Below are 26,978 nucleotides of genomic sequence, written 5' to 3' on the forward strand. Positions count from 1 at the left end.
TGGGGTTTCGATGAACGCGCCGTACGACGGTGACCGCGGCCAAGGCGCGGGCGGAGCAGGATCTACCGGCGGGCCCCCGGTACCCCCGGGTGCCGGCCAGGACGGCCCGGTGCCACCCGACCCGTACCTCCAGCACGCCTACGAGCACGACCCCTACCGGGCGCAGGATCTCGCCGCCCAGGACCCGGTGAACGAGGCGCTCTACGACCGCGCCTCGCACCCGCCGCCGCCCCCCGGCACGTACCAGGAGCCGCAGCCGCTCTACCAGCAGCCGCCCGCGACTCCGTACGCCCCCGACCCACGTCTCTGGGCGCAGACCCCGCCGCCCGAGCCCGCGGGCCCCTCCCGCCATCTGCCGTACGGCGACAACGCGGCGACCACCCAGTTCGTCGGCGTGGACGCCCTCGTCACCCAGGCGTCCGACAACCACGAGGAGCCGGACGCGTTCGCCCATCTCTTCCGCGACCAGGAGGGAACCGGGAGGCCACCGGGGCCGCCCGAGCCGGAAGCGGCTCCGGCGCCGGTACCGCCGAAGTCCGGCGGCCGCGCCTCCGGTCTGCTGAAGTCCAGCGCGCTGATGGCGGCCGGCACCCTCGTCTCCCGGCTCACCGGATTCGTCCGCAGCCTGGTGATCACCGCCGCGCTGGGTGCCGCGCTGCTCGGTGACAGTTTCACCATCGCGTACACCCTGCCGACGATGATCTACATCCTCACCGTGGGCGGCGGCCTCAACTCGGTCTTCGTACCCCAGCTCGTCCGCTCCATGAAGGACGACGAGGACGGCGGCGAGGCCTACGCCAACCGGCTGCTGACACTGGTGATGGTCGCGCTCGGCCTGATCGTCGCCGCCGCGGTCTTCGCCGCGCCGCTGCTGATCCATCTCATGTCGAGCACGATCGCGAACGACGCGGCGGCCGACAGTGTGGCCGTCACCTTCGCCCGGTACTGCCTGCCGACCATCTTCTTCATGGGCGTGCACGTGGTGATGGGGCAGATCCTCAACGCCCGCGGAAAGTTCGGCGCGATGATGTGGACCCCGGTCCTCAACAACATCGTCATGATCTTCACGTTCGGCCTGTTCATCTGGGTCTACGGCACCTCCGCCGAATCCCGGATGGGAGTGGCGACCATCCCGCCGGAGGGCATCCGGCTGCTGGGCATCGGCACTCTGCTCGGGCTGGTCGTCCAGGCCCTCGCGATGATCCCCTATCTGCGCGAGGCAGGCTTCCGCTTCCGCCCGCGCTTCGACTGGAAGGGCCACGGCCTCGGCAAGACGATCAAGCTGGCCAAGTGGACCGTCCTGTTCGTCCTGGCCAACCAGGCGGGTGTGCTGGTCGTCACCCAGCTCGCCACGTCGGCGGGCAAGCTCGCCGGCAAGGACGGCACGGGCTTCCTCGCCTACTCCAACGCCCAGCTGATCTGGGGCATGCCGCAGGCCATCATCACCGTCTCCGTCATGGCCGCGCTGCTGCCCCGCATCTCGCGCGCCGCCCACGACAACGACCCCGGCGCGGTCCGCGACGACATCTCGCAGGGCCTGCGCAACTCCGCGGTCGCCATCGTGCCGGTCGCCTTCACGTTCCTCGCTCTCGGGCTGCCGATGTGCACCCTGCTGTACGCCTCCAGCGGCACCGAGGCCGCACGGTCCATGGGCTTCATCCTGATGGCCTTCGCCCTCGGCCTCATCCCGTATTCCGTGCAGTACGTCGTGCTGCGTGGGTTCTACGCCTACGAGGACACCCGCACCCCCTTCTACAACACGGTCATCGTCGCCGCGGTCAACGCCGCGGCCTCCGCGCTCTGCTACGTCGTGCTTCCCGCCCGGTGGGCGGTCGTCGGCATGGCCGCCTCGTACGGGCTGGCCTACGCGGTCGGTGTCGGTATCGCCTGGCGCCGACTGCGCAACCGGCTGGGCGGTGACCTGGACGGTGCCAAGGTCGTGCGCACCTACGCCCGGCTCTGCCTGGCGGCGCTCCCCGCGGCGGTCGTCGGCGGCGGCGTGGGCTTCGTGCTTCTTGAGGTTCTCGGCGAGGGGGCCCTCGGTTCACTCGCCGCGCTGATCTGCGGCGGCATCGTCCTCCTGAGCATCTTCTTCGTAGCCGCGAAGAAGATGCGCATCGAAGAGGTCAACGGCCTGGTGGGTATGGTCCGGGGACGGCTCGGACGCTGAATATGCGTCCGTCCGCACAACCATCGCCGGAGTCCGCGTGTCGTGCATAGCACCGGAGTGTGGGCACAATTGGCGTGACTGTGCAGAGCTGGCTGGCATCGCGCAACGGATGGGGAGGCAGGAACGACGGTGGCGGAACGTAGCACGGCTGCCGTCGACGTGGCCGACAACAGCGGCGACGAGCCGCTGACCGCCAAGGCGGACGAGGCCACGACCGACGGTACGGCGGAAGCCAAGGACACAACGGGCGAAGGCCCCACGGGCGCGGACGGTGAGCGGGAGCCCTCCGATGCCGTCCCGGCGACGCCCGATCTGCACAGCGGTCACAAACTTGCCGGACGCTACCGGCTCGAAGAGTGCGTCACCCGTCTGGACGGATTCAGCAGCTGGCGCGCTGTCGACGAGAAACTGCGCCGCGCGGTGGGCGTTCACCTGCTCCCCGCCGACCATCCGCGCGCCCGCTCCGTGCTGGCGGCGGCACGCTCGTCCGCCCTGCTCGGCGACCCGCGCTTCGTGCAGGTCCTGGACGCGGTCGAGGAGGACGACCTCGTCTACGTCGTCCACGAATGGCTTCCGGACGCCACCGAGCTCACCGCTCTGCTGGCAGCCGGGCCGATGGACGCCCACGATGCCTACCAGCTCGTCAGCCAGGTCTCCCAGGCCATGGCGGCCGCCCACCGTGAGGGCCTGGCCCACCTCAGGCTCACGCCCGGTGCCGTCCTGCGCAGCTCGACCGGGCAGTACCGCATCCGCGGCCTCGCCGTGAACGCCGCCCTGCGCGGCATCACCGCCGAGCGCCCGCTGCGCGCGGACACCGAAGCGATCGGCGCCCTCCTGTACGCCGCGCTGACCCAGCGCTGGCCGTACGAGGACGACGCCTACGGGCTCTCCGGGCTGCCCAAGGGCATGGGCCTGATCGCTCCGGACCAGGTACGGGCCGGCATCCACCGCGGTCTCTCCGAGCTCGCCATGCGCGCGCTGGCCAACGACGGTGCCACGGCCTCACGCCAGGAACCGCCGTGCACCACTCCTGACGAGCTGGCCAAGGCCGTCGCGGCCATGCCGCGCATCCTGCCGCCCGAGCCCACCTTCACGGCACCGCCCGAGTACCAGCGCACCACCTACCAGCAGGGCACCTACGGACGCCCGTCGGCCCGCCCTGTCTCGGCGACCCAGCCCGTGATGGCCTCCCCGCCGCCCCCGCTCCAGAGCCGCACCGGCAAGGCCCTCAAGTGGGCCGTGTCCGCACTGCTCATCGCGGCTCTGGGGCTCGGCAGCTGGCAGCTCGCCGAAACGCTCCTCGACCGCCGCAACGACTCCTCGGACCCCGGCACCACGCAGACGACGAAGGACGAGGGCGACGAGAAGCCCATCCCGGCCAAGCCGCTCCGCATCGCCGGAGCGACGGAGTTCATGCCCAGCGGGTCCGGGATACAGCAGGAGGATGTGCCCAAGACCATCGACGGCCGGCCCGGCACCTCGTGGATCACCCCGCAGTACCGGGGGTACGCCAACTTCGGGAACCTCACCAACCGCAAGCAGGGCAGTGGCGTCATCGTCGACCTGGGCAGTGTCCAGGACGTCACCGGCATCGAAGTCGCCATGTACCGCGGTGGGCAGGGCGCCGAGGTACGGGCGGCCGCACCGGACGCATCCGCACCGTCGGCCCTCACGGACTTTCCCCAGCGGCTCGTGGAGCAGACGACGGCGGGGGTCACATTGAGCGGGAAGCTGACCGAGCCCGTGCGGACCCGCTACGTTCTGGTCCGCATCACCGAGCTCCCGACGGACGGATCACCCGACCGGTTCCGCGGTGGGATCTCGGAGATCTCCGTCATGGGCTGACAGCTCCGGGTGGGGAGGGAAACCCCTCGCCACCCGGAGTTTGCGCCCATCAGCCCCATCGGCCTTGATGAAGACGCCCCTCTTCAGCTTGACTCCAGAGTTTCCGGGTACGTCCACGACGCGGTCGCAGCCACCGTTCGCCTAGCCACCGAACCAGCCTGAACGTCGGCCGCGGCAAGGGTTGCGGCGACAAGGCGCATGACGGCAGCCTTCTTCACGTTGGGCACACCCGCATACGATCTGGCCAAGAAAGGGGGGACGGTGGCCTTCGATCCGTCAGCTCCGCTCAGCGACGCGGAACTGCTCGCCCAGCACGTCGCAGGCGAACCGGACGCCTTCGGTGAGCTCGTACGCCGCCACCGCGACCGGCTGTGGGCCGTGGCGCTGCGCACCCTCGGGGACCGGGAGGAAGCGGCTGACGCCGTCCAGGACGCCCTGGTGTCGGCCTTTCGGGCCGCCCACACCTTCCGAGGCCAGTCCGCCGTGACGACCTGGCTGCACCGCATCACCGTCAACGCCTGCCTCGACCGCGCTCGCAAGGCTGCCTCCCGCAAAACGGCGCCGGTCGACGACGCCGAGCGGCTGGATCAGCTCCTGGAGCCGCACGAGTCCGCCGAGGCTCCCGCGGAACGCCAAGATCTGCACCGCCAGCTTCTGGCGGCCCTGGCCACCCTGCCCGCCGAACAGCGCGCCGCCCTCGTCCTGGTCGATATGCAGGGCTATCCCGTCGCGGAGGCCGCTCGCATTCTCGACGTGCCGACCGGCACCGTGAAAAGCCGCTGCGCACGCGGCCGGGCGAGACTGGTTCCCCTCGTCACCCATCTGCGCGGTGACAACGGGGATAGTGGCGGCCTCACCGTGGGAAGGAACCGGACGCCCGGGACATCCGTCCCACCAGCATCGGGACCAAAGGACGCAGGAACAAGTGATCCTGCTGCTGTGAAGGGAGGAGGTGGGCGCACATGACATCCACGGCAGACACCGCTCAGCACCCGGACGTCTCGGAGATCTCCGACCTCACCGAAGGGCTTCTCTCCCCATCCCGCACGGCGGAAGTCCGCAGCCATGTCGACAGCTGCTCGCTCTGCGGTGACGTCCGCACCTCGTTGGAGGAGATCCGCGGGCTGCTCGGCACGCTCCCGGGCCCTCAGCCGATGCCCGAAGACATCGCCGGACGCATCGACGCCGCTCTGGCGGCAGAAGCCCTTCTCGACTCCACCGTCCCCGGCAGCCCAGCCGATGTTTCACGTGAAACATCGTCGTCCACCGAGGACCCCGCCCCTCAGGCGACCGACCTCCCGGACCAGCGCACCGATCTCTCCCGCGCCGACCGCCCCGCAGGCCGCCCACGAGCCGCCACAGGGCCGGGCCGCAACCCCTCTCGCCGCCGTCGACGCGCAGTGATCATCGGTACGGCGGTCGGCGCTGCGGTGATCACCATGAGCGCCCTCCTCCTCCAGCAGCTCCAGCCGTCGCGGGATACGACAAGCACCCAGGCGGACAGCGGCGCCGGCAGGGCAGAGAGCAGCGCACAGAGCTTCTCGGAGGACACGCTCGAAGGCAGGGTGCAGGGCCTTCTGAGCAGCACAGCGGCCTCGGAGAGTCCCAGCGGCCAGAAGCAGCAGCCGGAGGCCGGCACCAAATCCACCAACGAAGTCGGCGCTTCCGACTCCTCCGCACCCAGGAGGCCGCTGCGTACACCTGTCGTGACAGTGCCCCCGTGCGTTCAGCAGGCCACCGGCCGGAACACCCCGGCTCTGGCCCTCGCCGAGGGCCACTACCAGGGAACGGACGCCTTCCTCGTCGTCCTGCCCCACGCCACCGACACCACCCGCGTTCAGGCCTACGTCGTCGACGCCACCTGCGTCGACGCCACGCCCAAGGCCAAGGGGCGGCTGCTGCTCACCCACTCCTACAACCGCCCCTGACGACGGCCCCGGCACGTCGGGAATGCATCCCCCGTAGGATCCGTTGGGTGGGGTGAGAGTCGTTGAACCGGCCCCAGTAGGCAGTAGGCAGTCTGCAGAGACGAGGAAGTAACCCGTGAGCGACGTCCGTAATGTGATCATCATCGGCTCGGGACCGGCCGGTTACACGGCGGCCCTCTACACCGCGCGGGCATCGCTGAAGCCGCTGGTCTTCGAGGGCGCCGTCACCGCCGGCGGTGCGCTGATGAACACCACCGACGTGGAGAACTTCCCCGGCTTCCAGGACGGCATCATGGGCCCCGAGCTCATGGACAACATGCGCGCGCAGGCCGAGCGCTTCGGCGCGGAGCTCATCCCCGACGATGTCGTCTCCGTGGACCTCACCGGCGACATCAAGACCGTCACCGACACCGCGGGCACGGTGCACCGTGCGAAGGCCGTCATCGTGACCACCGGCTCCCAGCACCGCAAGCTCGGCCTGCCGAACGAGGACGCCCTCTCCGGACGTGGTGTCTCCTGGTGCGCCACCTGCGACGGCTTCTTCTTCAAGGACCACGACATCGCCGTGGTCGGCGGCGGCGACACCGCCATGGAAGAGGCGACCTTCCTCTCCCGGTTCGCCAAGTCCGTCACGATCGTCCACCGCCGTGACTCCCTGCGCGCCTCCAAGGCCATGCAGGACCGTGCCTTCGCCGACCCGAAGATCAAGTTCGCGTGGGACAGCGAGGTCGCCGCGGTCCACGGTGAGCAGAAGCTCTCCGGTCTGACCCTGCGCAACACCAAGACGGGCGAGACCTCGGAGCTCCCCGTGACCGGCCTGTTCATCGCCGTCGGTCACGACCCGCGCACCGAGCTCTTCAAGGGCCAGCTCGACCTCGACGACGAGGGATACCTCAATGTCGAAGCCCCCTCGACGCGTACCAACCTGACGGGTGTATTCGGCGCCGGAGACGTTGTCGACCACACCTACCGACAGGCCATCACTGCTGCCGGCACCGGCTGTTCCGCAGCTCTGGACGCCGAGCGCTTCCTCGCCGCGCTCGCCGACGGCCAGCTCGCCGAGCCGGAGAAGACCCCGGCAGTCTGATCTGCCTCATCTCACCCCACTACGAGAAACTAAGGAGGCCGCCGTGGCCGGCGACCTGAAGCACGTTACTGACGCCACTTTCGACGAAGTGGTCCTGAAGAGCGAGAAGCCCGTACTGGTGGACTTCTGGGCGGCCTGGTGCGGCCCCTGCCGCCAGATCGCCCCCTCGCTGGAGGCCATCGCCGCCGAGCACGGCGACCAGATCGAGATCGTCAAGCTCAACATCGACGAGAACCCGGCCACCGCCGCCAAGTACGGCGTGATGTCCATCCCGACGCTCAACGTCTACCAGGGCGGCGAGGTCGCCAAGACGATCGTCGGTGCCAAGCCGAAGGCCGCGATCCTCCGTGACCTCGAAGGTTTCATCGGCCAGTAAGTACCACCCGGCACGATGTTTCACGTGAAACGGGCCCACTCCTTGAAGGGGTGGGCCCGTTTCACGTCTCAGAGGCGGCCCCCGCTCAGAGCGGACGCAGCACCGGCTCCTTCTGTACGGCTCCCAGCAGCCGGTCCAGAGCGAGTTCGACGTCCTCCTTCCAGGAGAGCGTCGTACGCAGCTCCAACCTCAGCCGCGGGTACCTCGGATGCGGTCGCACCGTCTTGAATCCGACCGCAAGCAGATGGTCCGCCGGGAGTACACAGGCAGGCTCCTTCCACCGGGCGTCCCCGAACGCCTCAATCGCCTTGAATCCCCGCTGCAACAGGTCCTTGGCCACCGTCTGCACCATGACGCGCCCCAGTCCCTGCCCCTGATATCCCGGCGTGATCCACCCCGTGATGAGCTGAACGGCATCGGGGGAGACGGGGCTGGTAGGAAACGCGGTCGCCCGCGGGACATACGCGGGCGGCGCATAGAGCACGTAGCCGACCGGCACATCATCGACATGAACGACCCGACCGCAGGAACCCCACTCCAGCAGCACCGCGGAGATCCAGGCTTCCTTTTCCAGCTCGGGTCTGCCCGCCTTTACCGCAGCTTCCCCGCTGACCGGATCAAGTTCCCAGAAGACGCACGATCGGCACCGCTTGGGGAGATCCGGAAGGTTGTCCAGTGTGAGCGGTACGAGTCGACGCCCCATGAAGGCGATTCCTCACTTCCTTCGCCCGCCGCATCGCGTGCGGCTGTCAGCGCACTCCGTTCGCGGAACAGACTGCCGACGAAACCTCCGACGGCCCCCAGGCCCAACCCGACGGTCACCAGTCGGCTGCGGCTCACTGCTCGCACGGTCTCCGCCCTCCTCCGAGGTGGATCCAGGTGGATGCGCCATACCAGAACGCATCGTATCCACCCAGAGTTGATGCGGAAACCGAGAGAGAGCAAAGGGCGGGCTGTGTTCCGGCATTCACCGGAACGCAGCCCGCCCCACACGGGTCCTTCGGACCTCAGCCGTCAGCGTCCTCTTCCGAGCCCTCGGCGAGTCCCCGCTCCAGCACACGTCCCTCGCCCGGTGCGAGGCTGCCGAGAATCCGGTCCAGATCCTCCATCGAAGCGAACTCGACGACGATCTTGCCCTTCTTCTGGCCGAGGTCGACCTTCACCCTCGTCTCGAACCTGTCGGAGAGCCTGGAGGCCAGGTCGCTCAGCGCGGGCGACACCCGCCCGCCGGCCCGCGGCCCCTTCGACTTCGGCGAGCTCGTGGGACTCGACCCCATGAGCGTCACGATCTCCTCGACCGCGCGTACCGAGAGCCCTTCGGCCACGATGCGATGAGCCAGCCGGTCCTGCTCCTCGGAGTCATCGACGGACAGCAGCGCCCGAGCATGACCGGCCGAAAGCACTCCCGCCGCGACCCTTCGCTGCACGGGCGGCGAGAGCCGCAGCAGGCGCAGGGTGTTGGACACCTGCGGACGGGACCGCCCGATCCGGTCGGCCAGCTGATCGTGGGTGCACTTGAAGTCCTTGAGCAGCTGGTCGTACGCGGCCGCCTCTTCCAACGGGTTCAGCTGAGCCCGGTGAAGGTTCTCAAGGAGAGCGTCCAGGAGCAGCTTCTCGTCGTCCGTCGCCCGGACAATGGTCGGAATCCGCTCCAGACCCGCTTCGCGGCAGGCCCTCCAACGACGCTCACCCATGATGAGCTCGTAGCGGTCCGGACCCACCTTCCGCACGACGACGGGCTGGAGGAGACCGACCTCCTTGATGGAGGTGACCAGCTCGGCAAGAGCGTCCTCATCGAACACTTCACGGGGCTGTCGGGGGTTCGGCGTAATCGATCCGATGAGGATCTCGGCGAAGTACGCCCCGGCGGAAGCCGTCGTGTCAGCGACCGTCTCCCGCTCAGCCTCCGGGGCACTCGGCTCCGGCACCACCGAAGCCTGCGGGAGAGTGGTCACCTTCGCGGCGGCCACTCCACGCTCGGCCGTCAACACCGGAATCGTCCCGGGCGACGTCGAGCCGCCCCCGGGAGACGGTACCTGCTTCTCCTGCGGAGCCGCGGGGATCAGCGCACCGAGCCCACGCCCCAACCCTCTACGACGCTCACTCACTGGATGCCCTCCGAGATGCTTTGCTGGCTGTTCTGACTACCCGTGTGGGCATGCTGGGCCTCGTAGTGCACCCCGACGCCCCTCAGGGCAATCTCACGTGCTGCCTCAAGATACGACAACGAACCGCTGGATCCCGGGTCGTAGGTCAGCACGGTCTGCCCATAGCTCGGGGCCTCCGAGATACGCACCGATCGCGGAATGCTCGTCCGCAGCACTTCCTTGCCGAAGTGGGTACGCACCTCCTCGGCGACCTGCGAGGCGAGCCTGGTCCTGCCGTCGTACATCGTCAGCAGGATCGTCGACACATGCAGATCCGGGTTCAGATGTCCCCGGACCAGGTCGACGTTCCTCAGCAGCTGCCCCAGTCCCTCCAGCGCGTAGTACTCGCACTGGATGGGAATCAGCACCTCGGCTCCGGCAACCATGGCGTTGACCGTCAGCAGACCGAGTGAGGGCGGGCAGTCGATGAGGATGTAGTCCAACGGCTGCTCATACGCCTGGATGGCCCGCTGAAGCCGGCTCTCCCGCGCCACCAGCGACACCAATTCGATCTCCGCACCGGCGAGATCGATGGTGGCGGGGGCGCAGAAGAGACCTTCGACGTCCGGGACCGGCTGAACCACCTCGGAGAGCGGCCGGCTCTCCACCAGGACGTCATAGATGGAGGGAACCTCGGCATGGTGGTCGATTCCCAGAGCCGTGGAGGCGTTGCCCTGCGGGTCGAGGTCGACCACCAGAACACGCGCGCCGTGCAGCGCCAGCGACGCGGCAAGGTTGACCGTCGAGGTCGTCTTGCCGACCCCGCCCTTCTGGTTGGCCACCACCATGACGCGGGTCTGGTCAGGGCGGGGCAGCCCCTCGCCGGCGCGGCCCAGGGCCTCAACCGCCAGCTGGGCCGCACGACCGATGGGTGTGTCGTCCAGCGGCGGCGGTGTTTCACGTGAAACACCCTCCCCCGCGGACTCGGTTCGGGGACCGGGGACCGGATCGGTCATCGGTCCCGCGATGTTGGCGTCGGACCGCAAGGATTCACTCTCCTCGACTTCAGGCTCGCAATGAACAGAGCCTGCCATGCTTTCGGGGTCGTGAACCAGCGAGGCCCGCTGTTCTGTGGATGAATCCGCGCCTGTGGACAACTCGGTAGCCCTAACGGGCTTGCGGTCGCGCGGCGTGGCAGCCGCGCGACCGCGGCTGATGATTCCGTGCAGCAGAGAGCGACGTTTCACGTGAAACACGATGCCCCCGCATCGCTATTACCAGGCCACGACACTCCGCACGAGGTACGTACGACCTCATTACCGGAGCAATACTGATAAATAGAACGAATCGGTACGTAAAGGGCGGTCGCGCCCCGCCGCCCCGTCCCATCCGTCGGATTCAGCGACGCCGACGCGTACGTCCCACCCGCGCGGCCTTGGCCCTCTTTGCGGCGAACCTCACACCACCGGGGCTCTCCCCGACCACCACACGCACCACCGTGGACGTCGGATCGACCACACCCTCACCGACGTGCAGCACCTCGGTCTCGACCACTCCGAGCTTGCTCAGGGCGGCACGAGCGCCCTGGATCTCCTCCGCCGCGGTGTCGCCCTTCAGCGCCAGCATTTCTCCGTAGGGGCGCAGCAGGGGCACACCCCAGCCCGCCAGCCGGTCCAGCGGGGCCACCGCGCGAGCCGTCACCACATGAACGGGCGCCAGGGTCCCGAGAACTTCCTCCGCGCGGCCACGGACGACCGTCACATGGTCCAGTCCCAGCAGCTCGACGACTTCCTGGAGGAAGTTCGTCCGTCGCAGCAGCGGCTCCAGCAGGGTGATCTTCAGATCCGGGCGCACCAGAGCCAGCGGGATACCGGGGAGGCCGGCCCCCGAGCCCACATCGCACACCGTGACCCCCTCAGGGACCACCTCGGAGAGCACCGCGCAGTTCAGCAGGTGACGCTCCCAGAGCCGCGGCACCTCACGCGGCCCGATCAGACCGCGCTTGACCCCGGCATCCGCAAGGAGCTCCGCGTACCGGACGGCTTCCGGGAAGACCTCTCCGAATACCGCCTGCGCCTCTTCAGGTGCCTGGGGGAGCTCTGCTGCCTCCGTCACGGGGACCGTCCTTCCGTACCGCACTAACGCACTGTGGGTGGCTGACTATCAGGCTGACAAAGATCGGCCCCGCCTGCGAACAGACGGGGCCGACAGTACAAGGATCCGGTCAGGCCGGGAGAACGACGACGAAGCGCTGCGGCTCCTCGCCCTCGGACTCGCTGCGCAGACCGGCTGCCGCGACCGCGTCGTGCACGACCTTGCGCTCGAACGGCGTCATCGGGTCCAGCTTCATCGGCTCGCCCGAGGTCTTCACCTCGTCCGCGGCCTTGGCACCCAGCGCGGCGAGGATTTCGCGCTTCTTGGCCCGGAAGCCACCGATGTCGAGCATCAGACGGCTGCGGTCTCCGGTCTCCCGGTGGACGGCCAGCCGCGTCAGCTCCTGAAGCGCCTCCAGCACCTCGCCGTCGCGCCCCACGAGCTTCTGCAGTTCACGTGCCGAGTCGCTGATGATCGAGACCGCGGCCCGGTCCGCCTCGACGTCCATGTCGATGTCGCCGTCGAGGTCGGCGATGTCGAGCAGGCCCTCGAGGTAGTCGGCTGCGATCTCCCCTTCCTGCTCGAGGCGGGTCAGAGTGTCGCTGCCCTCAGCGGCCGTGGAGGTGGTGCCTTCCGTCACGGATGGACTCCTTCTTACTTCTTGGACGGGTGCTTGGGCCGCTGCGGGCCCTTGCGCTGTCCGGACTTGGCTTGGCGTGAGGAGCCGGACGCGGGCTTGCCCGCCGCCTTCGGCTTGTCGTCGTCCTGCGAGGCGTCGCTCTTCTCCAGCGAGGTCTTGGAGCCCGGCTCGGCCGAATCGGCCGTATCGGAATCCTTGGCACCACCGGCCGTGGTGGCCCCGGTCTGCCGCTTCGCCTTGGTCTGCCGCTTGGGCTGGTGCCGCTTCTGCGCACCGCCGCCCTCGGCCTCGGCCACGGCCGTATCGCTCTTGGCCACCGTGCCGTCCTCCTGGGCCGCGAGACCCAGCTTGGCCAGACCGGTGATGAACTTGCGCTCGATGTCGTTGCGGTCCGGGCCCTTGGCGACGATCCGCTTGATCATGTTGCGCCTGGTCCGCCCGCGTACCTCGCCATGAGAGGTCACGCTCTTCAGCAGACGTCCCAGGTACTGGTCCTGCGCCTTGCTGCCCGGCGTCGGGTTCTGGTTGATCACGTACATCTGCTGACCCATGGTCCAGACGTTGGTGGTCAGCCAGTAGACGAGGACACCGACGGGGAAGTTGATACCCATCACGGCGAAGATGACCGGGAAGATGTACATCAGCATCTTCTGCTGCTGCATGTACGGGGTCTTCACCGTCAGGTCGACGTTCTTCGTCATCAGCTGGCGCTGCGTGAAGAACTGCGACGCGGACATCATCACGATCATGATCGCGGTGACGACGCGGACGTCGGTCAGCGAAGCCTGCAGAGAGGCGACCTTGTCAGCGCTGTCCGTGAACTTCGCGGCCAGCGGGGCACCGAAGATGTGGGCCTGACGCGCGCTGTCGAGCAGCGACTGGTCGATCGCGCCGATCTTCTTGCCCGAGGCGATCGCCGAGAGCACGTGATACAGGGCGAAGAAGAACGGGGACTGCGCCAGGATGGGAAGGCACGAGGAGAGCGGGTTGGTACCCGTCTCCTTGTACAGCTTCATCATCTCTTCGGACTGACGCTGTTTGTCGTTCTTGTAGCGCTCCTGGATCGCCTTCATCTTCGGCTGGAGCACCTGCATGTTCCGGGTCGACTTGATCTGCTTCACGAAAAGCGGGATCAGACAGATCCGGATCAGCACCACCAGGGACACGATGGACAGGCCCCAGGCCCAGCCCGTGTCATCACCGAACATCGCTCCGTACAGCTTGTGGAACTGGACGATGACCCATGAGACAGGTGTGGTGATAAAGCTGAACAGACTGGCAATCGTGTCCACTAATCAGGCTCCTTGAGCTTTGGACGAGGTCTCTGTGGCCGGGCTCAGGGGTTCGGAGACCGACCCCCCGGGCGGCACATCAGCGGCGGAGTCCCCGCCCTTGCCGCCGCGCAGAGCGTTGCGCAGCAACTCGTGCCAGCGCGGACGCTTGCGTGGCGGGACATGATCCACACCGCCGGGTGACCACGGATTGCATCGCAGGATGCGCCATGCGGTCAGCGCTGTTCCCTTGATCGCACCGTGTCGGTCGATCGCCGTATATCCATAGTGGGAACACGACGGGTAGTAACGGCAGACAGGCCCGAGGAGTGGGCTGATCGTCCACTGATACAGCTTGATGAGAGCCAGCAACGGGTACTTCATCGCGCGCCCCCTCCCAGGAGCCGCTGCAGGGCGGCGTCCAGGTCTCGGGCCAGCTGTGCATGGTCGGCGTCGCCCGATCCGGGCAGCGCTCGTACGACGACCAGGCTACCGGGGGGCAGCTGAGCCAGCCGTTCGCGGACCAGATGACGAAGCCTTCGCTTCACCGCTGTGCGTACGACCGCTCCACCCACAGCTTTGCTGACAACGAAACCCGCACGCGGCGGGGGAACAGTCTCCCCAGTCACGTGCGGGTCCGTTGCACCGCTGCATAGATGGACGACGAGTAGCGGACGTCCGGCTCGACGTCCTCGTCGTACCGCGGTCGCGAAGTCCTCGCGCCGCCTCAGCCGATTCTCGGTAGGCAGCACGTCATGACCTGTAAACGATCAGGCGGACAGGCTGCTGCGGCCCTTGCCACGGCGGTTCGCGAGAATCGCACGGCCGGCACGGGTACGCATACGCAGCCGGAAGCCATGGGTCTTGGCGCGACGACGGTTGTTCGGCTGGAAGGTGCGCTTGCTCACTCGGGGGCTCCAGAAATGATTCGTGTGTTGGCGGGACATCGCCTGGCTGTCACCGTGCGCCCACGAGGAACTCGCGTAAACGCCTTAGTGCACCGCTTCACAATCACAGATCGTGATCTTTGCCCATCGGAGGCAGGCGGCAGCAGCCATCGACAACTCGACCTGGTCACGGTACGCGCGGCTACGCCATCCGGTCAAACCGGCTCCGCACGGGCCACCGCTATGCACAGCCTGTGGACAACAACTTGAACCACGCGGGTCGGCCTGACTACCTTGGCTGAACTCCGGTTCTTTTCCTTCCCGCCTGCCGGGCCTCACCCGACCCGACCCATCCCGTCCCGAGAACCACACATTCGTGGGACCTGCGAGAGAGCGTGCCCTGTGGCTGACGTACCTGCCGATCTTGCCGCAGTGTGGCCACGAGTGCTGGAACAACTCCTCGGGGAGGGCCAGCAGGGCATCGAGCCGAAGGACAAGCAGTGGATCGAGCGCTGCCAGCCGCTGGCACTCGTCGCCGACACCGCACTGCTGGCCGTCCCGAACGAATGGGGCAAGCGCGTCCTGGAAGGCCGGCTCGCGCCGCTCATCAGCGAGACGCTGACCCGTGAGTGCGGCCGTCCCATCCGGATCGCGATCACCGTCGACGACTCCGCCGGTGAACCGCCCACCCCGCCGGCGCCCCCGATGCACCAGCAGTCCCACCAGGGCCAGCAGGTCCACCGTTACCAAGGGCAGCCGCACGACGACTCTCCGCACAACGACGGGTACGACGGCTACGGGCACCGGCCCTCGGACGACGGCATGCCGACCGCCCGCCCGGCCTACCCCGACTACCAGCAGCAGCGCCCCGAGCCCGGCGCCTGGCCCCGTACCCAGGAGGACCTCTCCTGGCAGCAGCCCCGGCACGGCGGATATCAGGACCGCGAGCAGCCCTCCGACCAGTGGCGCGAGCCGTACGGCACCGGACGGCCCCAGCAGCCGCAGCACGACTACCGGCCGCAGCCGCAGGAGCGCCAGGGCTACGAGCAGCAGCGCCCCGACCGCCACGACATGCAGGAGCAGCAGCCCCAGCATCGCCAGGGCGGCCCCGGTCCGGGCCGCACCGGAGGCGGCGGTCCCGGTCCGATGGGCGCCCAGTCGGCGCCGCCGCCCGGTCCCGGCGAGCCCCATGCCCGGCTGAATCCGAAGTACCTCTTCGACACGTTCGTCATCGGCGCCTCCAACCGGTTCGCGCACGCCGCGGCCGTCGCCGTCGCCGAGGCGCCGGCGAAGGCGTACAACCCCCTCTTCATCTACGGGGAGTCGGGGCTCGGCAAGACCCACCTGCTGCACGCCATCGGGCACTACGCGCGCAGCCTCTACCCGGGGACCCGGGTGCGGTACGTGAGCTCGGAGGAGTTCACCAACGAGTTCATCAACTCGATCCGCGACGGCAAGGGCGACACGTTCCGCAAGCGCTACCGCGACGTGGACATCCTGCTGGTGGACGACATCCAGTTCCTGGCGAGCAAGGAGTCGACGCAGGAGGAGTTCTTCCACACCTTCAATACGCTCCACAACGCCAACAAGCAGATCGTGCTGTCCTCCGACCGGCCGCCCAAGCAGCTGGTGACCCTGGAGGACCGGCTGCGGAACCGTTTCGAGTGGGGCCTCACCACCGATGTGCAGCCCCCCGAGCTGGAGACGCGCATCGCGATCCTCCGTAAGAAGGCGGTCCAGGAGCAGCTCAACGCGCCGCCGGAGGTGCTGGAGTTCATCGCCTCCCGCATCTCGCGCAACATCCGCGAGCTGGAGGGCGCGCTGATCCGGGTGACGGCCTTCGCCAGCCTCAACCGGCAGCCGGTCGACCTCGGGCTGACCGAGATCGTGCTCAAGGACCTGATCCCGGGCGGCGAGGACTCGGCTCCGGAGATCACCGCACCGGCCATCATGGCGGCGACCGCGGACTACTTCGGTCTGACGGTGGAGGACCTGTGCGGATCCTCCCGCAGCCGCGTCCTGGTGACGGCGCGCCAGATCGCGATGTATCTGTGCCGCGAGCTGACGGACCTCTCGCTGCCGAAGATCGGCGCGCAGTTCGGCGGCCGCGACCATACGACGGTGATGCACGCGGATCGGAAGATCCGGGCACTGATGGCGGAGCGGCGCTCCATCTACAACCAGGTCACCGAACTCACCAACCGCATCAAGAACGGCTGACGCGCCACCTCGGCCGACCCGTCGGCAGGCCCGCTCCACACGCCTGCTGACGGGACCGCCCCGCCCCCACACGGCGCACCGGGCCGTATAAGACGTACGAAAGGCGCCCGGAAGGACTCTCCGCGGTCCTTCCGGGCGCCTTTTCGTCGTCGGCGAACCCGTCGGCAAACCTGTCGGTACGGCAGTCGATACGGCAGTCGGCACGCGTCGCGCACGGTCGACACGCCCGACGTGACGACCTTCGTGAGCCTTCTGGATGCCTCCTGATGCCCTCCAGAAGCCGCCCAGAGGCCCTCGAACGGCCCTCTGCCGCGCCTCGATCGGGCCGGGAGAGCGCCTGGAGCGTGCCGGGAAGCCCCTGTCCGAACCCGCCGCCGCGTCACCGCTGTTCGAATACGGGCCGCCGAGTGCCCCTTCTCCACAGATCTGCGAGAAATCTGCCGTCCACAGCCTGGGGACTGCGAAGTTGTCCATATTGCGTCCACAGGGGCATCTGCCGATACTCCATCAGACCAGGTCAGGTGCCTGGGGATTTGTGGTCAACAATGATCCACAGCCTGTGGACAAACTTTTCGTCCACAGGGGGTCTTCGGAGTTGTCCACCGTCGGCCCACAGGCCGGGCCATGTTGTCCCCAGCTTCTCCACAGCCCTGTCCACTGTTCGGCAACCCAGCACCCACTTTCACCGCCGAGAGTGAAAGGCGTCACACCATGAGGGTCGGTTGGGCTGTGGGGAACGTGGGTAAAGCTGGGGACAGGCCTGGGGAGAAGTAGCCCCCTCCTGTGCATCGGGTGTGCAGAACTTTCCTGTGTCCACAGAAACGCCTGGTTGTCCACCGGTACCGCCCACAGGGTCGGTGGATAAAAAACCGTGGCTGACCTGCGCAAACGACGTTATCCACGGTTTCCACAGGGCCTACTACTACTACCACTCAGAGTTAGCCAGGAATCCGCTTCGAAGTGGGGCCTGTGTACAACTCGACCGGCGAGTGCCGCGGACCTCTTGGCTCGACTTGACCCCGAGCAGCAACGACTGTCGGTGCCGTACGTCAGACTGGACCCCGGGTCCTCCCCAGCCCCTCGGCAGGGAGACCCATCCAGACGACGAAGGCCAGCAGGGCGAGCGAGCAACAGCAGGAGGCGGTTCCGGTGAAGATCCGGGTGGAGCGCGATGTACTCGCGGAGGCGGTGGCCTGGGTGGCCCGCAGCCTCCCGGCCCGTCCGCCGGCGCCCGTTCTCGCGGGCCTTCTGCTGAAGGCTGAGGACGGAGCCCTCAGCTTCTCGAGCTTCGACTACGAGGTCTCGGCCAAGGTCTCGGTGGACGCGGAGATCGAGGAGGACGGCACGGTGCTCGTCTCCGGCCGCCTGCTCGCCGACATCTGCCGCGCCCTGCCCAACCGGCCGGTGGAGATCTCCACAGACGGTGTACGGGCCACCGTGGTCTGCGGCTCCTCGCGATTCACCCTCCACACCCTTCCCGTGGAGGAGTACCCGGCTCTGCCGCAGATGCCGACCGCGACGGGCACCGTCCCCGGTGAGATCTTCGCCTCGGCCGCCGCGCAGGTGGCCATCGCCGCCGGCCGCGACGACACGCTGCCGGTCCTGACCGGTGTGCGGATCGAGATCGAGGGCGACACCGTCACCCTCGCCTCGACCGACCGCTACCGATTCGCGGTCCGCGAGTTCAACTGGAAGCCGGAGAATCCGGACGCCTCGGCCGTGGCCCTGGTGCCCGCCAAGACGCTCCTGGACACGGCCAAGGCGCTGACCAGCGGCGACACGGTCACGCTCGCGCTGTCCGGCTCGGGTGCGGGCGAGGGGCTGATCGGTTTCGAGGGCGCGGGCCGCCGTACGACGACCCGACTGCTCGAAGGCGACCTGCCGAAGTACCGGACGCTCTTCCCCACCGAGTTCAACTCGGTCGCGGTGATCGAGACCGCTCCGTTCGTCGAGGCGGTCAAGCGTGTGGCTCTGGTCGCCGAGCGGAACACTCCGGTGCGGCTCAGCTTCGAGCAGGGTGTGCTCATCCTGGAGGCCGGGTCGAGCGACGACGCACAGGCTGTGGAGCGCGTCGACGCCGTGCTGGAGGGCGACGACATCTCGATCGCCTTCAACCCGACATTCCTGCTGGACGGTCTGAGCGCGATCGACTCCCCGGTCGCCCAGCTCTCGTTCACGACCTCCACCAAGCCCGCCCTGCTCAGCGGCCGCCCGGCGGTCGACGCGGAAGCGGACGACGCGTACAAGTACCTGATCATGCCGGTCCGCCTCTCCGGCTGACCCGGTCGACCGGCTGATCCACGAGTCGGTCCATTCACGGCAGCTTCCGGCGGGCACGCTCAGCGCAGAGCATGCCCGCCGCTCTGTCCCCGGCCGGGCGTAGGCTCGGCCCTGGGTACGAATCGGCACAACGCTTAAGGAATCTCTGATGGAGCTCGGTCTCGTCGGCCTCGGCAAGATGGGCGGCAACATGCGCGAGCGCATCCGCCGCGCAGGCCACACCGTCATCGGTTACGACCGCAACCCGGACGTCTCCGATGTCCAGAGCCTCGAAGAGCTTGTGGGCAAGCTGAAGGGCCCCCGGGTCGTGTGGGTGATGGTTCCGGCCGGTGCCGCGACCCAGTCCACGGTCGACGAGCTGTCGGCGCTGCTGTCCCCCGGCGACATCGTCGTGGACGGCGGGAACTCCCGCTGGACCGACGACGAGAAGCACGCGGTCGAGCTGGGCATCAAGGGCATCGGCTTCGTCGACTGTGGCGTCTCCGGCGGTGTCTGGGGCCTGGAGAACGGCTACGCGCTGATGTACGGCGGCGACGCCGAGAACGTCGCGAAGGTCCAGCCGATCTTCGACGCCCTCAAGCCCGAGGGTGACTTCGGCTCCGTCCACGCGGGCAAGGTCGGCGCCGGCCACTTCGCGAAGATGGTTCACAACGGCATCGAGTACGCCATGATGCAGGCCTACGCCGAGGGCTGGGAGCTGCTGGAGAAGGTCGACTCCGTCACCGACGTGCGCGAGGTCTTCCGCTCCTGGCAGGAGGGCACGGTCATCCGTTCCTGGCTGCTCGACCTGGCGGTCAACGCGCTGGACGACGACGAGCACCTCGACAAGCTCCGGGGCTTCGCCGCCGACTCCGGCGAGGGCCGCTGGACCGTGGAGGCCGCCATCGACAACGCGGTGCCGCTGCCCGCGATCACGGCGTCCCTGTTCGCGCGGTTCGCCTCGCGTCAGGACGACTCCCCGCAGATGAAGATGATCGCCGCGCTGCGCAACCAGTTCGGCGGGCACGCGGTCGAGAACAAGAAGTAGGCCAAGAACAAGAAGCAGTACGAGAAGCACACAGCGGAGCAGGAAAGCGGGAGGTCGGCGCGGATGCATGTCACCCATCTCTCGCTGGCCGACTTCCGCTCGTACGCCCGGGTCGAGGTCCCTCTCGACCCGGGCGTCACCGCGTTCGTGGGGGCCAACGGCCAGGGCAAGACCAATCTGGTCGAGGCGGTCGGCTATCTCGCGACGCTCGGCAGCCACCGGGTCTCGTCCGACGCGCCGCTGGTGCGGATGGGTGCGGAGCGGGCCGTCATCAGGGCCGCGGTCACCCAGGGCGAGCGCTCGCAGCTCATCGAGCTGGAGCTCAACCCGGGGCGGGCCAACCGCGCCCGGATCAATCGGTCCTCGCAGGTCAGGCCCCGTGATGTGCTGGGCATCGTACGGACGGTGCTGTTCGCTCCGGAGGATCTGGCCCTGGTGAAGGGCGATCCCGGTGAGCGTCGGCGGTTCCTCGACGAGCTGATCACGGCGCGCTCGCCGCGGATGGCGGCCGTCCGGTCCGACTACGAGCGGGTGCTCAAGCAGCGCAACACACTGCTGAAGTCCGCGGCGATGGCACGCAGGCACGGTGGCCGGTCGATGGACATGTCCACGCTCGACGTCTGGGACCAGCATCTGGGCCGGGTGGGTGCCGAGCTGCTGGCACAGCGGCTGGACCTGATCGCGACGCTGCGGCCCCTGGCGGACAAGGCGTACGGGGACGTGGCGCCGGGCGGCGGTCCGGTGGCGTTGGAGTACCGCAGCTCGGCGGGGCCCGAGGTGGGTGCCGACATGGCCGCGGGGCGGACGCGCGAGGAGCTGTACGAGCAGCTGATCGCGGCGCTCGCGGAGGTCCGCAAGCAGGAGATCGAGCGCGGCGTGACGCTGGTCGGTCCGCATCGAGACGATCTGGTGCTGGGGCTGCGGGGAATGCCCGCGAAGGGATACGCGAGCCACGGCGAGTCCTGGTCGTACGCGCTGGCGCTGCGGCTGGCCTCGTACGAGCTGCTGCGCTCCGAGGGCAATGAGCCCGTGCTCGTCCTGGACGATGTCTTCGCCGAGCTGGACGCGCGCCGCCGTGAGCGGCTGGCGGAGCTGGTGGCGCCGGGTGAGCAGGTGCTGGTGACGGCCGCGGTGGGCGACGATGTGCCGGGTGTGCTGGCGGGGGCGCGCTATGCGGTGTCCGCGGGCGAGGTGGAACGGGTATGACCGCCCGGGGCCCCCGGGGCGAAGGGCCGGCCGGTTCGCCGGACGGCGGTGCGTCGGGGCCGTCGCCCCAGGACCCGGGCGGTGCGGCGAAGCCGCCGGACGTGTCCGGGGTCGATCTGGCGCGGGTGGCGTTGCGCGCGGCCAAGGAGCAGGCCCGTGCAAGGGGCGCCGCCGCGCAGCAGAAGAAGCAGGCCCGGCGCGGTGGCGGGCTGCGTTCGGGAGCGCGGTCGGACGGCCGTGATCCGCTGCCGCTGGGGTCGGCGATCAACCGGCTGATCACCGAGCGGGGCTGGGAGACACCGGCCGCGGTGGGCGGGGTGATGGGGCGCTGGGCGCAGATCGTCGGTGAAGATCTGGCCAATCATTGTGTGCCGCTGCGTTACGACGAGGATCCGGACGCACGGGTGCTGACCGTGCAGTGCGACTCGACGGCCTGGGCGACCCAGCTGCGGCTGCTGGCTCCGCGGCTGGTGGCCCGGCTGAACGAGGACCTGGGCCGGGGCACGGTGCGGATGATCAAAGTGCTGGGGCCGGGGGGCCCGCAGCGCCGGTTCGGCCCGCTGCGGGCGCCGGGCAGTACGGGCCCAGGGGATACGTACGGCTGAGCCGCACGTCACCGGCGTACCCGCTCACGTACATGCGCGTACTGCTCATCTGCGTACCCGCTCATGTACATGGACGTCCCGCTCGCGCCCCCGGTGCCGTATCACCGCTCTGACCTGGCCTTATGGCTGGTTGAGGTGCCGTGAGTCCGACCGTCGCCGCCGCTTCGGGCGCTGTGCGCGCCTTCCGGGATGTGCCGTTGTGCGGTGGTGCGGACCGGGTCGTGGAACTGCGGCGTCCCTCACCGTAGTGGGAGGTTGACAGGCGGAAGCGCTCAATGCCCGTCACAGCCCCTTGGGGCCCCTTCCTGAATATGGGGAGTCGTCAGCCGCTCATTCAGGGCGGCACATGCGGACTCAGGTACCGGCAAACCCCCATTCATGTCGGCGCTACCGGTAGACTGATGGCTAATCCCGCTGTTGAAGCGGGAGTCGTCGATACAAGCCGAACGACGCAGCCGCTCCCGCCTGACCGGAGAACGGCCTGTGCTGTGCCAGAAAGGGCGCTTCGTGGCCGATTCCGGCAACCCCAACGAGAACAACCCGTCCACAACCGGTGAGCACGGCGAGGTCACCGCCTCGTACGACGCCAGTGCGATCACCGTCCTTGAGGGCTTGGACGCGGTCCGCAAGCGACCTGGCATGTACATCGGCTCGACCGGTGAGCGCGGTCTCCACCACCTCGTGCAAGAGGTTGTCGACAACTCGGTCGACGAGGCGATGGCGGGCCACGCGGACACCATCGACGTCACGATCCTCGCCGACGGCGGGGTGCGCGTGATCGACAACGGCCGTGGCATTCCGGTCGGCATCGTGCCGTCCGAAGGCAAGCCCGCCGTAGAGGTCGTGCTGACCGTGCTGCACGCGGGCGGCAAGTTCGGCGGCGGCGGCTACGCCGTCTCCGGCGGCCTGCACGGCGTCGGCGTCTCCGTCGTCAACGCTCTGTCCACGCGGGTCTCCGTCGAGGTCAAGACGGACGGCTACCGCTGGACCCAGGACTACAAGCTCGGCGTCCCGACCGCGCCGCTGGCCAAGCACGAGGCCACCGACGAGTCCGGTACGACGGTCAGCTTCTGGGCCGACGGGGACATCTTCGAGACCACCGAGTACAGCTTCGAGACCCTCTCGCGCCGCTTCCAGGAGATGGCGTTCCTCAACAAGGGCCTCACCCTCAAGCTCACCGACGAGCGGGAGTCGGCGAAGGCGACGGCGGGCGCGGACAGCGCTGACGCGGTCGAGCCCGCCCAGGAGGAGACCGCCCGCTCGGTCACGTACCACTACGAAAACGGCATCGTCGATTTCGTGAAGTACCTCAACTCCCGCAAGGGCGACGTCATTCACCAGTCGGTGATCGACATCGAGGCCGAGGACAAGGACCGTCTTCTCTCGGCCGAGATCGCCATGCAGTGGAACACGCAGTACACCGAGGGGGTCTACTCCTTCGCCAACGCGATCCACACGCACGAGGGCGGTACGCACGAGGAGGGCTTCCGTGCGGCGCTGACCTCGCTGGTCAACCGGTACGCGCGCGACAAGAAGCTGCTGCGCGAGAAGGACGACAACCTCACGGGTGAGGACGTCCGCGAGGGTCTGACGGCGATCATCTCGGTGAAGCTGGGCGAGCCGCAGTTCGAGGGCCAGACGAAGACCAAGCTGGGCAACACGGAGGCCAAGACCTTCGTGCAGAAGGTCGTCCACGAGCAGCTGACGGACTGGTTCGACCGGAATCCCAACGAGGCCGCCGACATCATCCGCAAGGGCATCGCGGCGTCGACCGCCCGGGTGGCGGCCCGCAAGGCCCGCGACCTGACCCGGCGCAAGGGGCTCCTGGAGAGCGCCTCGCTGCCCGGCAAGCTGAGCGACTGCCAGTCGAACGATCCCACCAAGTGCGAGATCTTCATCGTCGAGGGTGACTCCGCCGGTGGTTCGGCGAAGTCCGGCCGTAACCCGATGTACCAGGCGATCCTGCCCATCCGCGGCAAGATCCTGAACGTCGAGAAGGCCCGGATCGACAAGATCCTCCAGAACACCGAGGTCCAGGCGCTGATCTCGGCCTTCGGTACCGGGGTCCACGAGGACTTCGACATCGAGAAGCTCCGCTATCACAAGATCATTCTGATGGCGGACGCCGACGTCGACGGCCAGCACATCAACACCCTGCTGCTGACGTTCCTCTTCCGCTTCATGCGGCCGCTGGTGGAGGCGGGGCACGTCTACCTCTCGCGCCCGCCGCTCTACAAGATCAAGTGGGGCCGGGACGACTTCGAGTACGCGTACTCGGACCGTGAGCGGGACGCGCTCGTGGCGCTCGGCAAGCAGAACGGCAAGCGGATCAAGGAAGACTCGATCCAGCGCTTCAAGGGTCTCGGCGAGATGAACGCCGAGGAGCTGCGCATCACGACGATGGACGTCGACCACCGGGTGCTCGGCCAGGTCACCCTGGACGACGCGGCGCAGGCCGACGACCTCTTCTCGGTGCTGATGGGTGAGGACGTCGAGGCACGGCGCTCGTTCATCCAGCGCAATGCCAAGGACGTCCGCTTCCTCGACATCTGAGTCGGCCGTACAAGCAAGCCGCAGCTCGAAAGGACTTTGACCAGCAATGGCCGACGAGAACACCCCTGTCACGCCCGAAGAGGAGCCCGCCACCGGTGTGGGCATGCGTGTCGAGCCCGTGGGGCTCGAGACGGAGATGCAGCGCTCCTACCTCGACTACGCGATGTCCGTCATCGTCTCGCGGGCGCTCCCCGACGTACGGGACGGTCTCAAGCCCGTCCACCGCCGGGTGCTGTACGCCATGTACGACGGCGGCTACCGGCCCGAGAAGGGCTTCTACAAGTGCGCCCGTGTCGTCGGTGACGTCATGGGTACGTACCACCCGCACGGCGACTCCTCGATCTACGACGCGCTCGTGCGCCTCGCGCAGCACTGGTCGATGCGCATGCCGCTGGTGGACTCCAACGGCAACTTCGGTTCTCCGGGCAACGACCCGGCCGCCGCCATGCGGTACACCGAGTGCAAGATGATGCCGCTGTCCATGGAGATGGTCCGGGACATCGACGAGGAGACCGTCGACTTCCAGGACAACTACGACGGCCGCAACCAGGAGCCGACGGTCCTGCCGGCGCGCTTCCCGAACCTGCTGGTCAACGGTTCCGCGGGCATCGCGGTCGGCATGGCCACCAACATCCCGCCGCACAACCTGCGCGAGGTCGCCTCCGGCGCGCAGTGGTACCTGGAGCACCCGGAGGCCTCGCACGAGGAGCTCCTGGACGCGCTGATCGAGCGGATCAAGGGCCCGGACTTCCCGACGGGCGCGCTCGTCGTGGGCCGCAAGGGCATCGAGGAGGCGTACCGCACGGGCCGTGGCTCCATCACGATGCGCGCGGTCGTCGCGGTCGAGGAGATCCAGAACCGGCAGTGCCTGGTCGTCACGGAGCTTCCGTACCAGACCAACCCCGACAACCTCGCGCAGAAGATCGCCGACCTGGTGAAGGACGGCAAGGTCGGCGGGATCGCGGACGTCCGGGACGAGACCTCGTCGCGTACCGGTCAGCGCCTGGTCGTCGTCCTCAAGCGGGACGCGGTCGCCAAGGTCGTACTGAACAACCTGTACAAGCACACCGACCTCCAGACGAACTTCGGCGCCAACATGCTGGCGCTCGTCGACGGGGTGCCGCGCACGCTGTCGATCGACGCGTTCATCAGGCACTGGGTGACCCACCAGATCGAGGTCATCGTCCGGCGTACGCAGTTCCGTCTGCGCAAGGCGGAGGAGCGGGCGCACATCCTGCGCGGTCTGCTCAAGGCGCTGAACGCGATCGACGAGGTCATCGCCCTCATCCGGCGCAGCAACACCGTGGAGATCGCGCGTGAGGGCCTGATGGGCCTGCTGGAGATCGACGAGATCCAGGCGAACGCGATCCTGGAGATGCAGCTGCGGCGGCTGGCGGCGCTGGAGCACCAGAAGATCACGGCGGAGCACGACGAGCTCCAGGCGAAGATCAACGAGTACAACGCGATCCTCGTCTCGCCCGAGCGGCAGCGGCAGATCGTCAGCGAGGAGCTCGCGGCGATCGTCGACAAGTTCGGCGACGACCGGCGTTCCGCGCTGGTGCCCTTCGACGGCGACATGTCCATGGAGGACCTGATCGCCGAGGAGGACATCGTCGTCACCATCACGCACGGTGGCTACATCAAGCGGACCAAGACCGAGGACTACCGCTCGCAGAAGCGCGGTGGCAAGGGTGTCCGCGGCACGAAGCTGAAGCAGGACGACATCGTCGACCACTTCTTCGTGTCGACGACGCACCACTGGCTGCTCTTCTTCACCAACAAGGGCCGGGTCTACCGGGCGAAGGCGTACGAGCTGCCGGACGCCGGCCGCGACGCGCGCGGTCAGCACGTCGCCAACCTGCTGGCCTTCCAGCCGGACGAGAAGATCGCCCAGATCCTGGCGATCCGCGACTACGAGGCCGCGCCGTATCTGATCCTGGCCACGAAGGGCGGTCTGGTGAAGAAGACCGCGCTGAAGGACTACGACTCGCCGCGCTCCGGTGGTGTCATCGCGATCAACCTGCGGGAGACCGCGGACGGCAGCGACGACGAGCTGATCGGCGCGGAGCTGGTGTCGGCCGAGGACGATCTGCTGCTCATCAGCAAGAAGGCCCAATCGATCAGGTTCACCGCTACGGACGATGCGCTGCGCCCGATGGGCCGTGCGACTTCGGGTGTCAAGGGGATGAGTTTCCGCGAGGGAGACGAACTGCTCTCGATGAATGTCGTCCGGCCCGGTACTTTCGTGTTCACTGCTACCGACGGTGGGTACGCGAAACGGACCCCTGTCGACGAGTACCGCGTTCAGGGTCGAGGCGGCCTGGGCATCAAGGCTGCCAAGATCGTGGAGGACCGGGGCTCGCTCGTCGGTGCGCTGGTGGTCGAGGAGACGGACGAGATTCTCGCCATCACACTCGGCGGTGGTGTGATTCGTACGCGAGTCAATGAAGTCAGGGAGACGGGCCGTGACACCATGGGCGTCCAACTGATCAATCTGGGCAAGCGCGATGCCGTCGTCGGTATCGCGCGCAACGCCGAGGCCGGTCGCGAGGCTGAAGAGGTCGATGGGACCGATGAAGCCGACGGCGACACGGCCGAAGGCCACGCCGAGCGCGTGGTCGAGGGCACTGTCGAGGGCACGGAGCCTTCGACCGGGGAGCACGAGGAGTAGAGCGTGAGTGGAGCCACGGGCGCCGGTTCGG

The 26,978-nt window shown here is 68.0% G+C and carries 22 protein-coding genes; 13 read left to right on the plus strand and 9 right to left on the minus strand.

Annotated elements, in window-relative coordinates; genetic code table 11:
• The first annotated feature begins 10 nt into the window (after positions 1–10).
• The 6 genes from murJ to trxA all read left to right on the plus strand — a co-directional run bounded on the left by murJ (position 11) and on the right by trxA (position 7,406).
• Positions 11–2,170, plus strand: coding sequence for a murein biosynthesis integral membrane protein MurJ (gene murJ / locus OG413_RS10790; protein ID WP_266804625.1), 2,160 nt, complete (start codon positions 11–13; stop codon positions 2,168–2,170).
• A gap of 129 nt (positions 2,171–2,299) precedes the next feature.
• Positions 2,300–4,015 (plus strand): protein kinase family protein, encoded by a 1,716-nt coding sequence (locus tag OG413_RS10795; RefSeq protein ID WP_266804626.1) that lies wholly within the window; start codon positions 2,300–2,302, stop codon positions 4,013–4,015.
• Between the two features lie 261 nt (positions 4,016–4,276).
• Positions 4,277–4,981, plus strand: coding sequence for an RNA polymerase sigma factor SigM (sigM, locus tag OG413_RS10800; RefSeq protein WP_266804628.1), 705 nt, complete (start codon positions 4,277–4,279; stop codon positions 4,979–4,981).
• On the plus strand, positions 4,978–5,943 hold the full coding sequence (locus OG413_RS10805) for a hypothetical protein (RefSeq protein ID WP_266804630.1): 966 nt from the start codon (positions 4,978–4,980) through the stop codon (positions 5,941–5,943). Before sigM ends, OG413_RS10805 begins: the two co-directional genes overlap by 4 nt.
• Before the next feature lie 115 nt (positions 5,944–6,058).
• Positions 6,059–7,030, plus strand: coding sequence for a thioredoxin-disulfide reductase (gene trxB, locus OG413_RS10810; protein WP_266804632.1), 972 nt, complete (start codon positions 6,059–6,061; stop codon positions 7,028–7,030).
• Between the two features lie 43 nt (positions 7,031–7,073).
• Positions 7,074–7,406, plus strand: coding sequence for a thioredoxin (gene trxA, locus OG413_RS10815; RefSeq protein WP_266804634.1), 333 nt, complete (start codon positions 7,074–7,076; stop codon positions 7,404–7,406).
• Between the two features lie 85 nt (positions 7,407–7,491).
• Here trxA and OG413_RS10820 read toward each other — a convergent pair whose 3' ends face one another.
• From OG413_RS10820 to rpmH, 9 genes are all read right to left on the minus strand, one after another.
• On the minus strand, positions 7,492–8,109 hold the full coding sequence (locus OG413_RS10820) for a GNAT family N-acetyltransferase (RefSeq protein ID WP_266804636.1): 618 nt from the start codon (positions 8,107–8,109) through the stop codon (positions 7,492–7,494).
• A gap of 304 nt (positions 8,110–8,413) precedes the next feature.
• Positions 8,414–9,514, minus strand: coding sequence for a ParB/RepB/Spo0J family partition protein (locus OG413_RS10825; RefSeq protein ID WP_266804638.1), 1,101 nt, complete (start codon positions 9,512–9,514; stop codon positions 8,414–8,416).
• Positions 9,511–10,587: a ParA family protein gene (locus OG413_RS10830; protein ID WP_323137912.1), complete on the minus strand. Its 1,077-nt coding sequence runs from the start codon at positions 10,585–10,587 to the stop codon at positions 9,511–9,513. Before OG413_RS10830 ends, OG413_RS10825 begins: the two co-directional genes overlap by 4 nt.
• 304 nt (positions 10,588–10,891) lie before the next feature.
• Complete coding sequence (gene rsmG / locus OG413_RS10835; RefSeq protein ID WP_266804640.1) at positions 10,892–11,608, minus strand: 16S rRNA (guanine(527)-N(7))-methyltransferase RsmG; 717 nt, start codon at positions 11,606–11,608, stop codon at positions 10,892–10,894.
• Positions 11,609–11,717: 109 nt separating this feature from the next.
• Positions 11,718–12,227, minus strand: coding sequence for a R3H domain-containing nucleic acid-binding protein (locus tag OG413_RS10840; protein ID WP_073727738.1), 510 nt, complete (start codon positions 12,225–12,227; stop codon positions 11,718–11,720).
• A 14-nt stretch (positions 12,228–12,241) separates the two neighbouring features.
• Positions 12,242–13,519, minus strand: a complete 1,278-nt coding sequence (yidC, locus tag OG413_RS10845; RefSeq protein WP_266804641.1) for a membrane protein insertase YidC — start codon at positions 13,517–13,519, stop codon at positions 12,242–12,244.
• 3 nt (positions 13,520–13,522) lie between these two features.
• Positions 13,523–13,882, minus strand: coding sequence for a membrane protein insertion efficiency factor YidD (gene yidD, locus OG413_RS10850; protein WP_073727742.1), 360 nt, complete (start codon positions 13,880–13,882; stop codon positions 13,523–13,525).
• Positions 13,879–14,250 carry a ribonuclease P protein component gene (gene rnpA, locus OG413_RS10855; RefSeq protein WP_073727745.1) on the minus strand — a complete coding sequence of 124 codons (372 nt, stop codon included), beginning with the start codon at positions 14,248–14,250 and terminating at the stop codon, positions 13,879–13,881. The genes yidD and rnpA overlap by 4 nt, the downstream gene beginning before the upstream one ends.
• Before the next feature lie 18 nt (positions 14,251–14,268).
• Positions 14,269–14,406 (minus strand): 50S ribosomal protein L34, encoded by a 138-nt coding sequence (gene rpmH / locus OG413_RS10860; RefSeq protein ID WP_003967884.1) that lies wholly within the window; start codon positions 14,404–14,406, stop codon positions 14,269–14,271.
• 381 nt (positions 14,407–14,787) lie between these two features.
• On the opposite strand from rpmH, the gene dnaA reads away from it, so the two are divergent.
• From dnaA to gyrA, 7 genes are all read left to right on the plus strand, one after another.
• Entirely contained in the window at positions 14,788–16,605 is a 1,818-nt protein-coding gene (gene dnaA / locus OG413_RS10865; RefSeq protein WP_266804643.1) for a chromosomal replication initiator protein DnaA, read from the plus strand.
• Between the two features lie 1,149 nt (positions 16,606–17,754).
• Positions 17,755–18,885, plus strand: coding sequence for a DNA polymerase III subunit beta (gene dnaN, locus OG413_RS10870; RefSeq protein ID WP_266804645.1), 1,131 nt, complete (start codon positions 17,755–17,757; stop codon positions 18,883–18,885).
• Between the two features lie 148 nt (positions 18,886–19,033).
• Positions 19,034–19,912 (plus strand): phosphogluconate dehydrogenase (NAD(+)-dependent, decarboxylating), encoded by an 879-nt coding sequence (gnd, locus tag OG413_RS10875; RefSeq protein WP_073727751.1) that lies wholly within the window; start codon positions 19,034–19,036, stop codon positions 19,910–19,912.
• A gap of 63 nt (positions 19,913–19,975) precedes the next feature.
• Positions 19,976–21,118, plus strand: a complete 1,143-nt coding sequence (recF, locus tag OG413_RS10880; protein ID WP_266804648.1) for a DNA replication/repair protein RecF — start codon at positions 19,976–19,978, stop codon at positions 21,116–21,118.
• The gene (locus OG413_RS10885; RefSeq protein WP_266804649.1) at positions 21,115–21,723 is read left to right on the plus strand and encodes a DUF721 domain-containing protein; all 609 of its coding nucleotides are present in this window, start codon (positions 21,115–21,117) and stop codon (positions 21,721–21,723) included. The genes recF and OG413_RS10885 overlap by 4 nt, the downstream gene beginning before the upstream one ends.
• Before the next feature lie 483 nt (positions 21,724–22,206).
• The gene (gyrB, locus tag OG413_RS10890; RefSeq protein ID WP_266804650.1) at positions 22,207–24,276 is read left to right on the plus strand and encodes a DNA topoisomerase (ATP-hydrolyzing) subunit B; all 2,070 of its coding nucleotides are present in this window, start codon (positions 22,207–22,209) and stop codon (positions 24,274–24,276) included.
• Positions 24,277–24,322: 46 nt separating this feature from the next.
• The gene (gene gyrA / locus OG413_RS10895; RefSeq protein WP_266804652.1) at positions 24,323–26,947 is read left to right on the plus strand and encodes a DNA gyrase subunit A; all 2,625 of its coding nucleotides are present in this window, start codon (positions 24,323–24,325) and stop codon (positions 26,945–26,947) included.
• Positions 26,948–26,978: the final 31 nt, after the last annotated feature.

The sequence above is a fragment of the Streptomyces sp. NBC_01433 genome (assembly GCF_026340105.1).
GTDB lineage: Bacteria > Actinomycetota > Actinomycetes > Streptomycetales > Streptomycetaceae > Streptomyces.

What these genes read in the sequence shown, in the direction of transcription:
- murJ (WP_266804625.1), top strand. Translation starts at nt 11, where the DNA reads ATGAACGCGCCGTACGACGGTGACCGCGGCCAAGGCGCGGGCGGAGCA.
- OG413_RS10805 (WP_266804630.1), top strand. Translation starts at nt 4,978, where the DNA reads ATGACATCCACGGCAGACACCGCTCAGCACCCGGACGTCTCGGAGATC.
- OG413_RS10820 (WP_266804636.1), bottom strand. Translation starts at nt 8,109, where the DNA reads ATGGGGCGTCGACTCGTACCGCTCACACTGGACAACCTTCCGGATCTC.
- OG413_RS10830 (WP_323137912.1), bottom strand. Translation starts at nt 10,587, where the DNA reads ATGGCAGGCTCTGTTCATTGCGAGCCTGAAGTCGAGGAGAGTGAATCC.
- yidD (WP_073727742.1), bottom strand. Translation starts at nt 13,882, where the DNA reads ATGAAGTACCCGTTGCTGGCTCTCATCAAGCTGTATCAGTGGACGATC.
- gnd (WP_073727751.1), top strand. Translation starts at nt 19,034, where the DNA reads ATGGAGCTCGGTCTCGTCGGCCTCGGCAAGATGGGCGGCAACATGCGC.
- recF (WP_266804648.1), top strand. Translation starts at nt 19,976, where the DNA reads ATGCATGTCACCCATCTCTCGCTGGCCGACTTCCGCTCGTACGCCCGG.
- OG413_RS10885 (WP_266804649.1), top strand. Translation starts at nt 21,115, where the DNA reads ATGACCGCCCGGGGCCCCCGGGGCGAAGGGCCGGCCGGTTCGCCGGAC.
- gyrA (WP_266804652.1), top strand. Translation starts at nt 24,323, where the DNA reads ATGGCCGACGAGAACACCCCTGTCACGCCCGAAGAGGAGCCCGCCACC.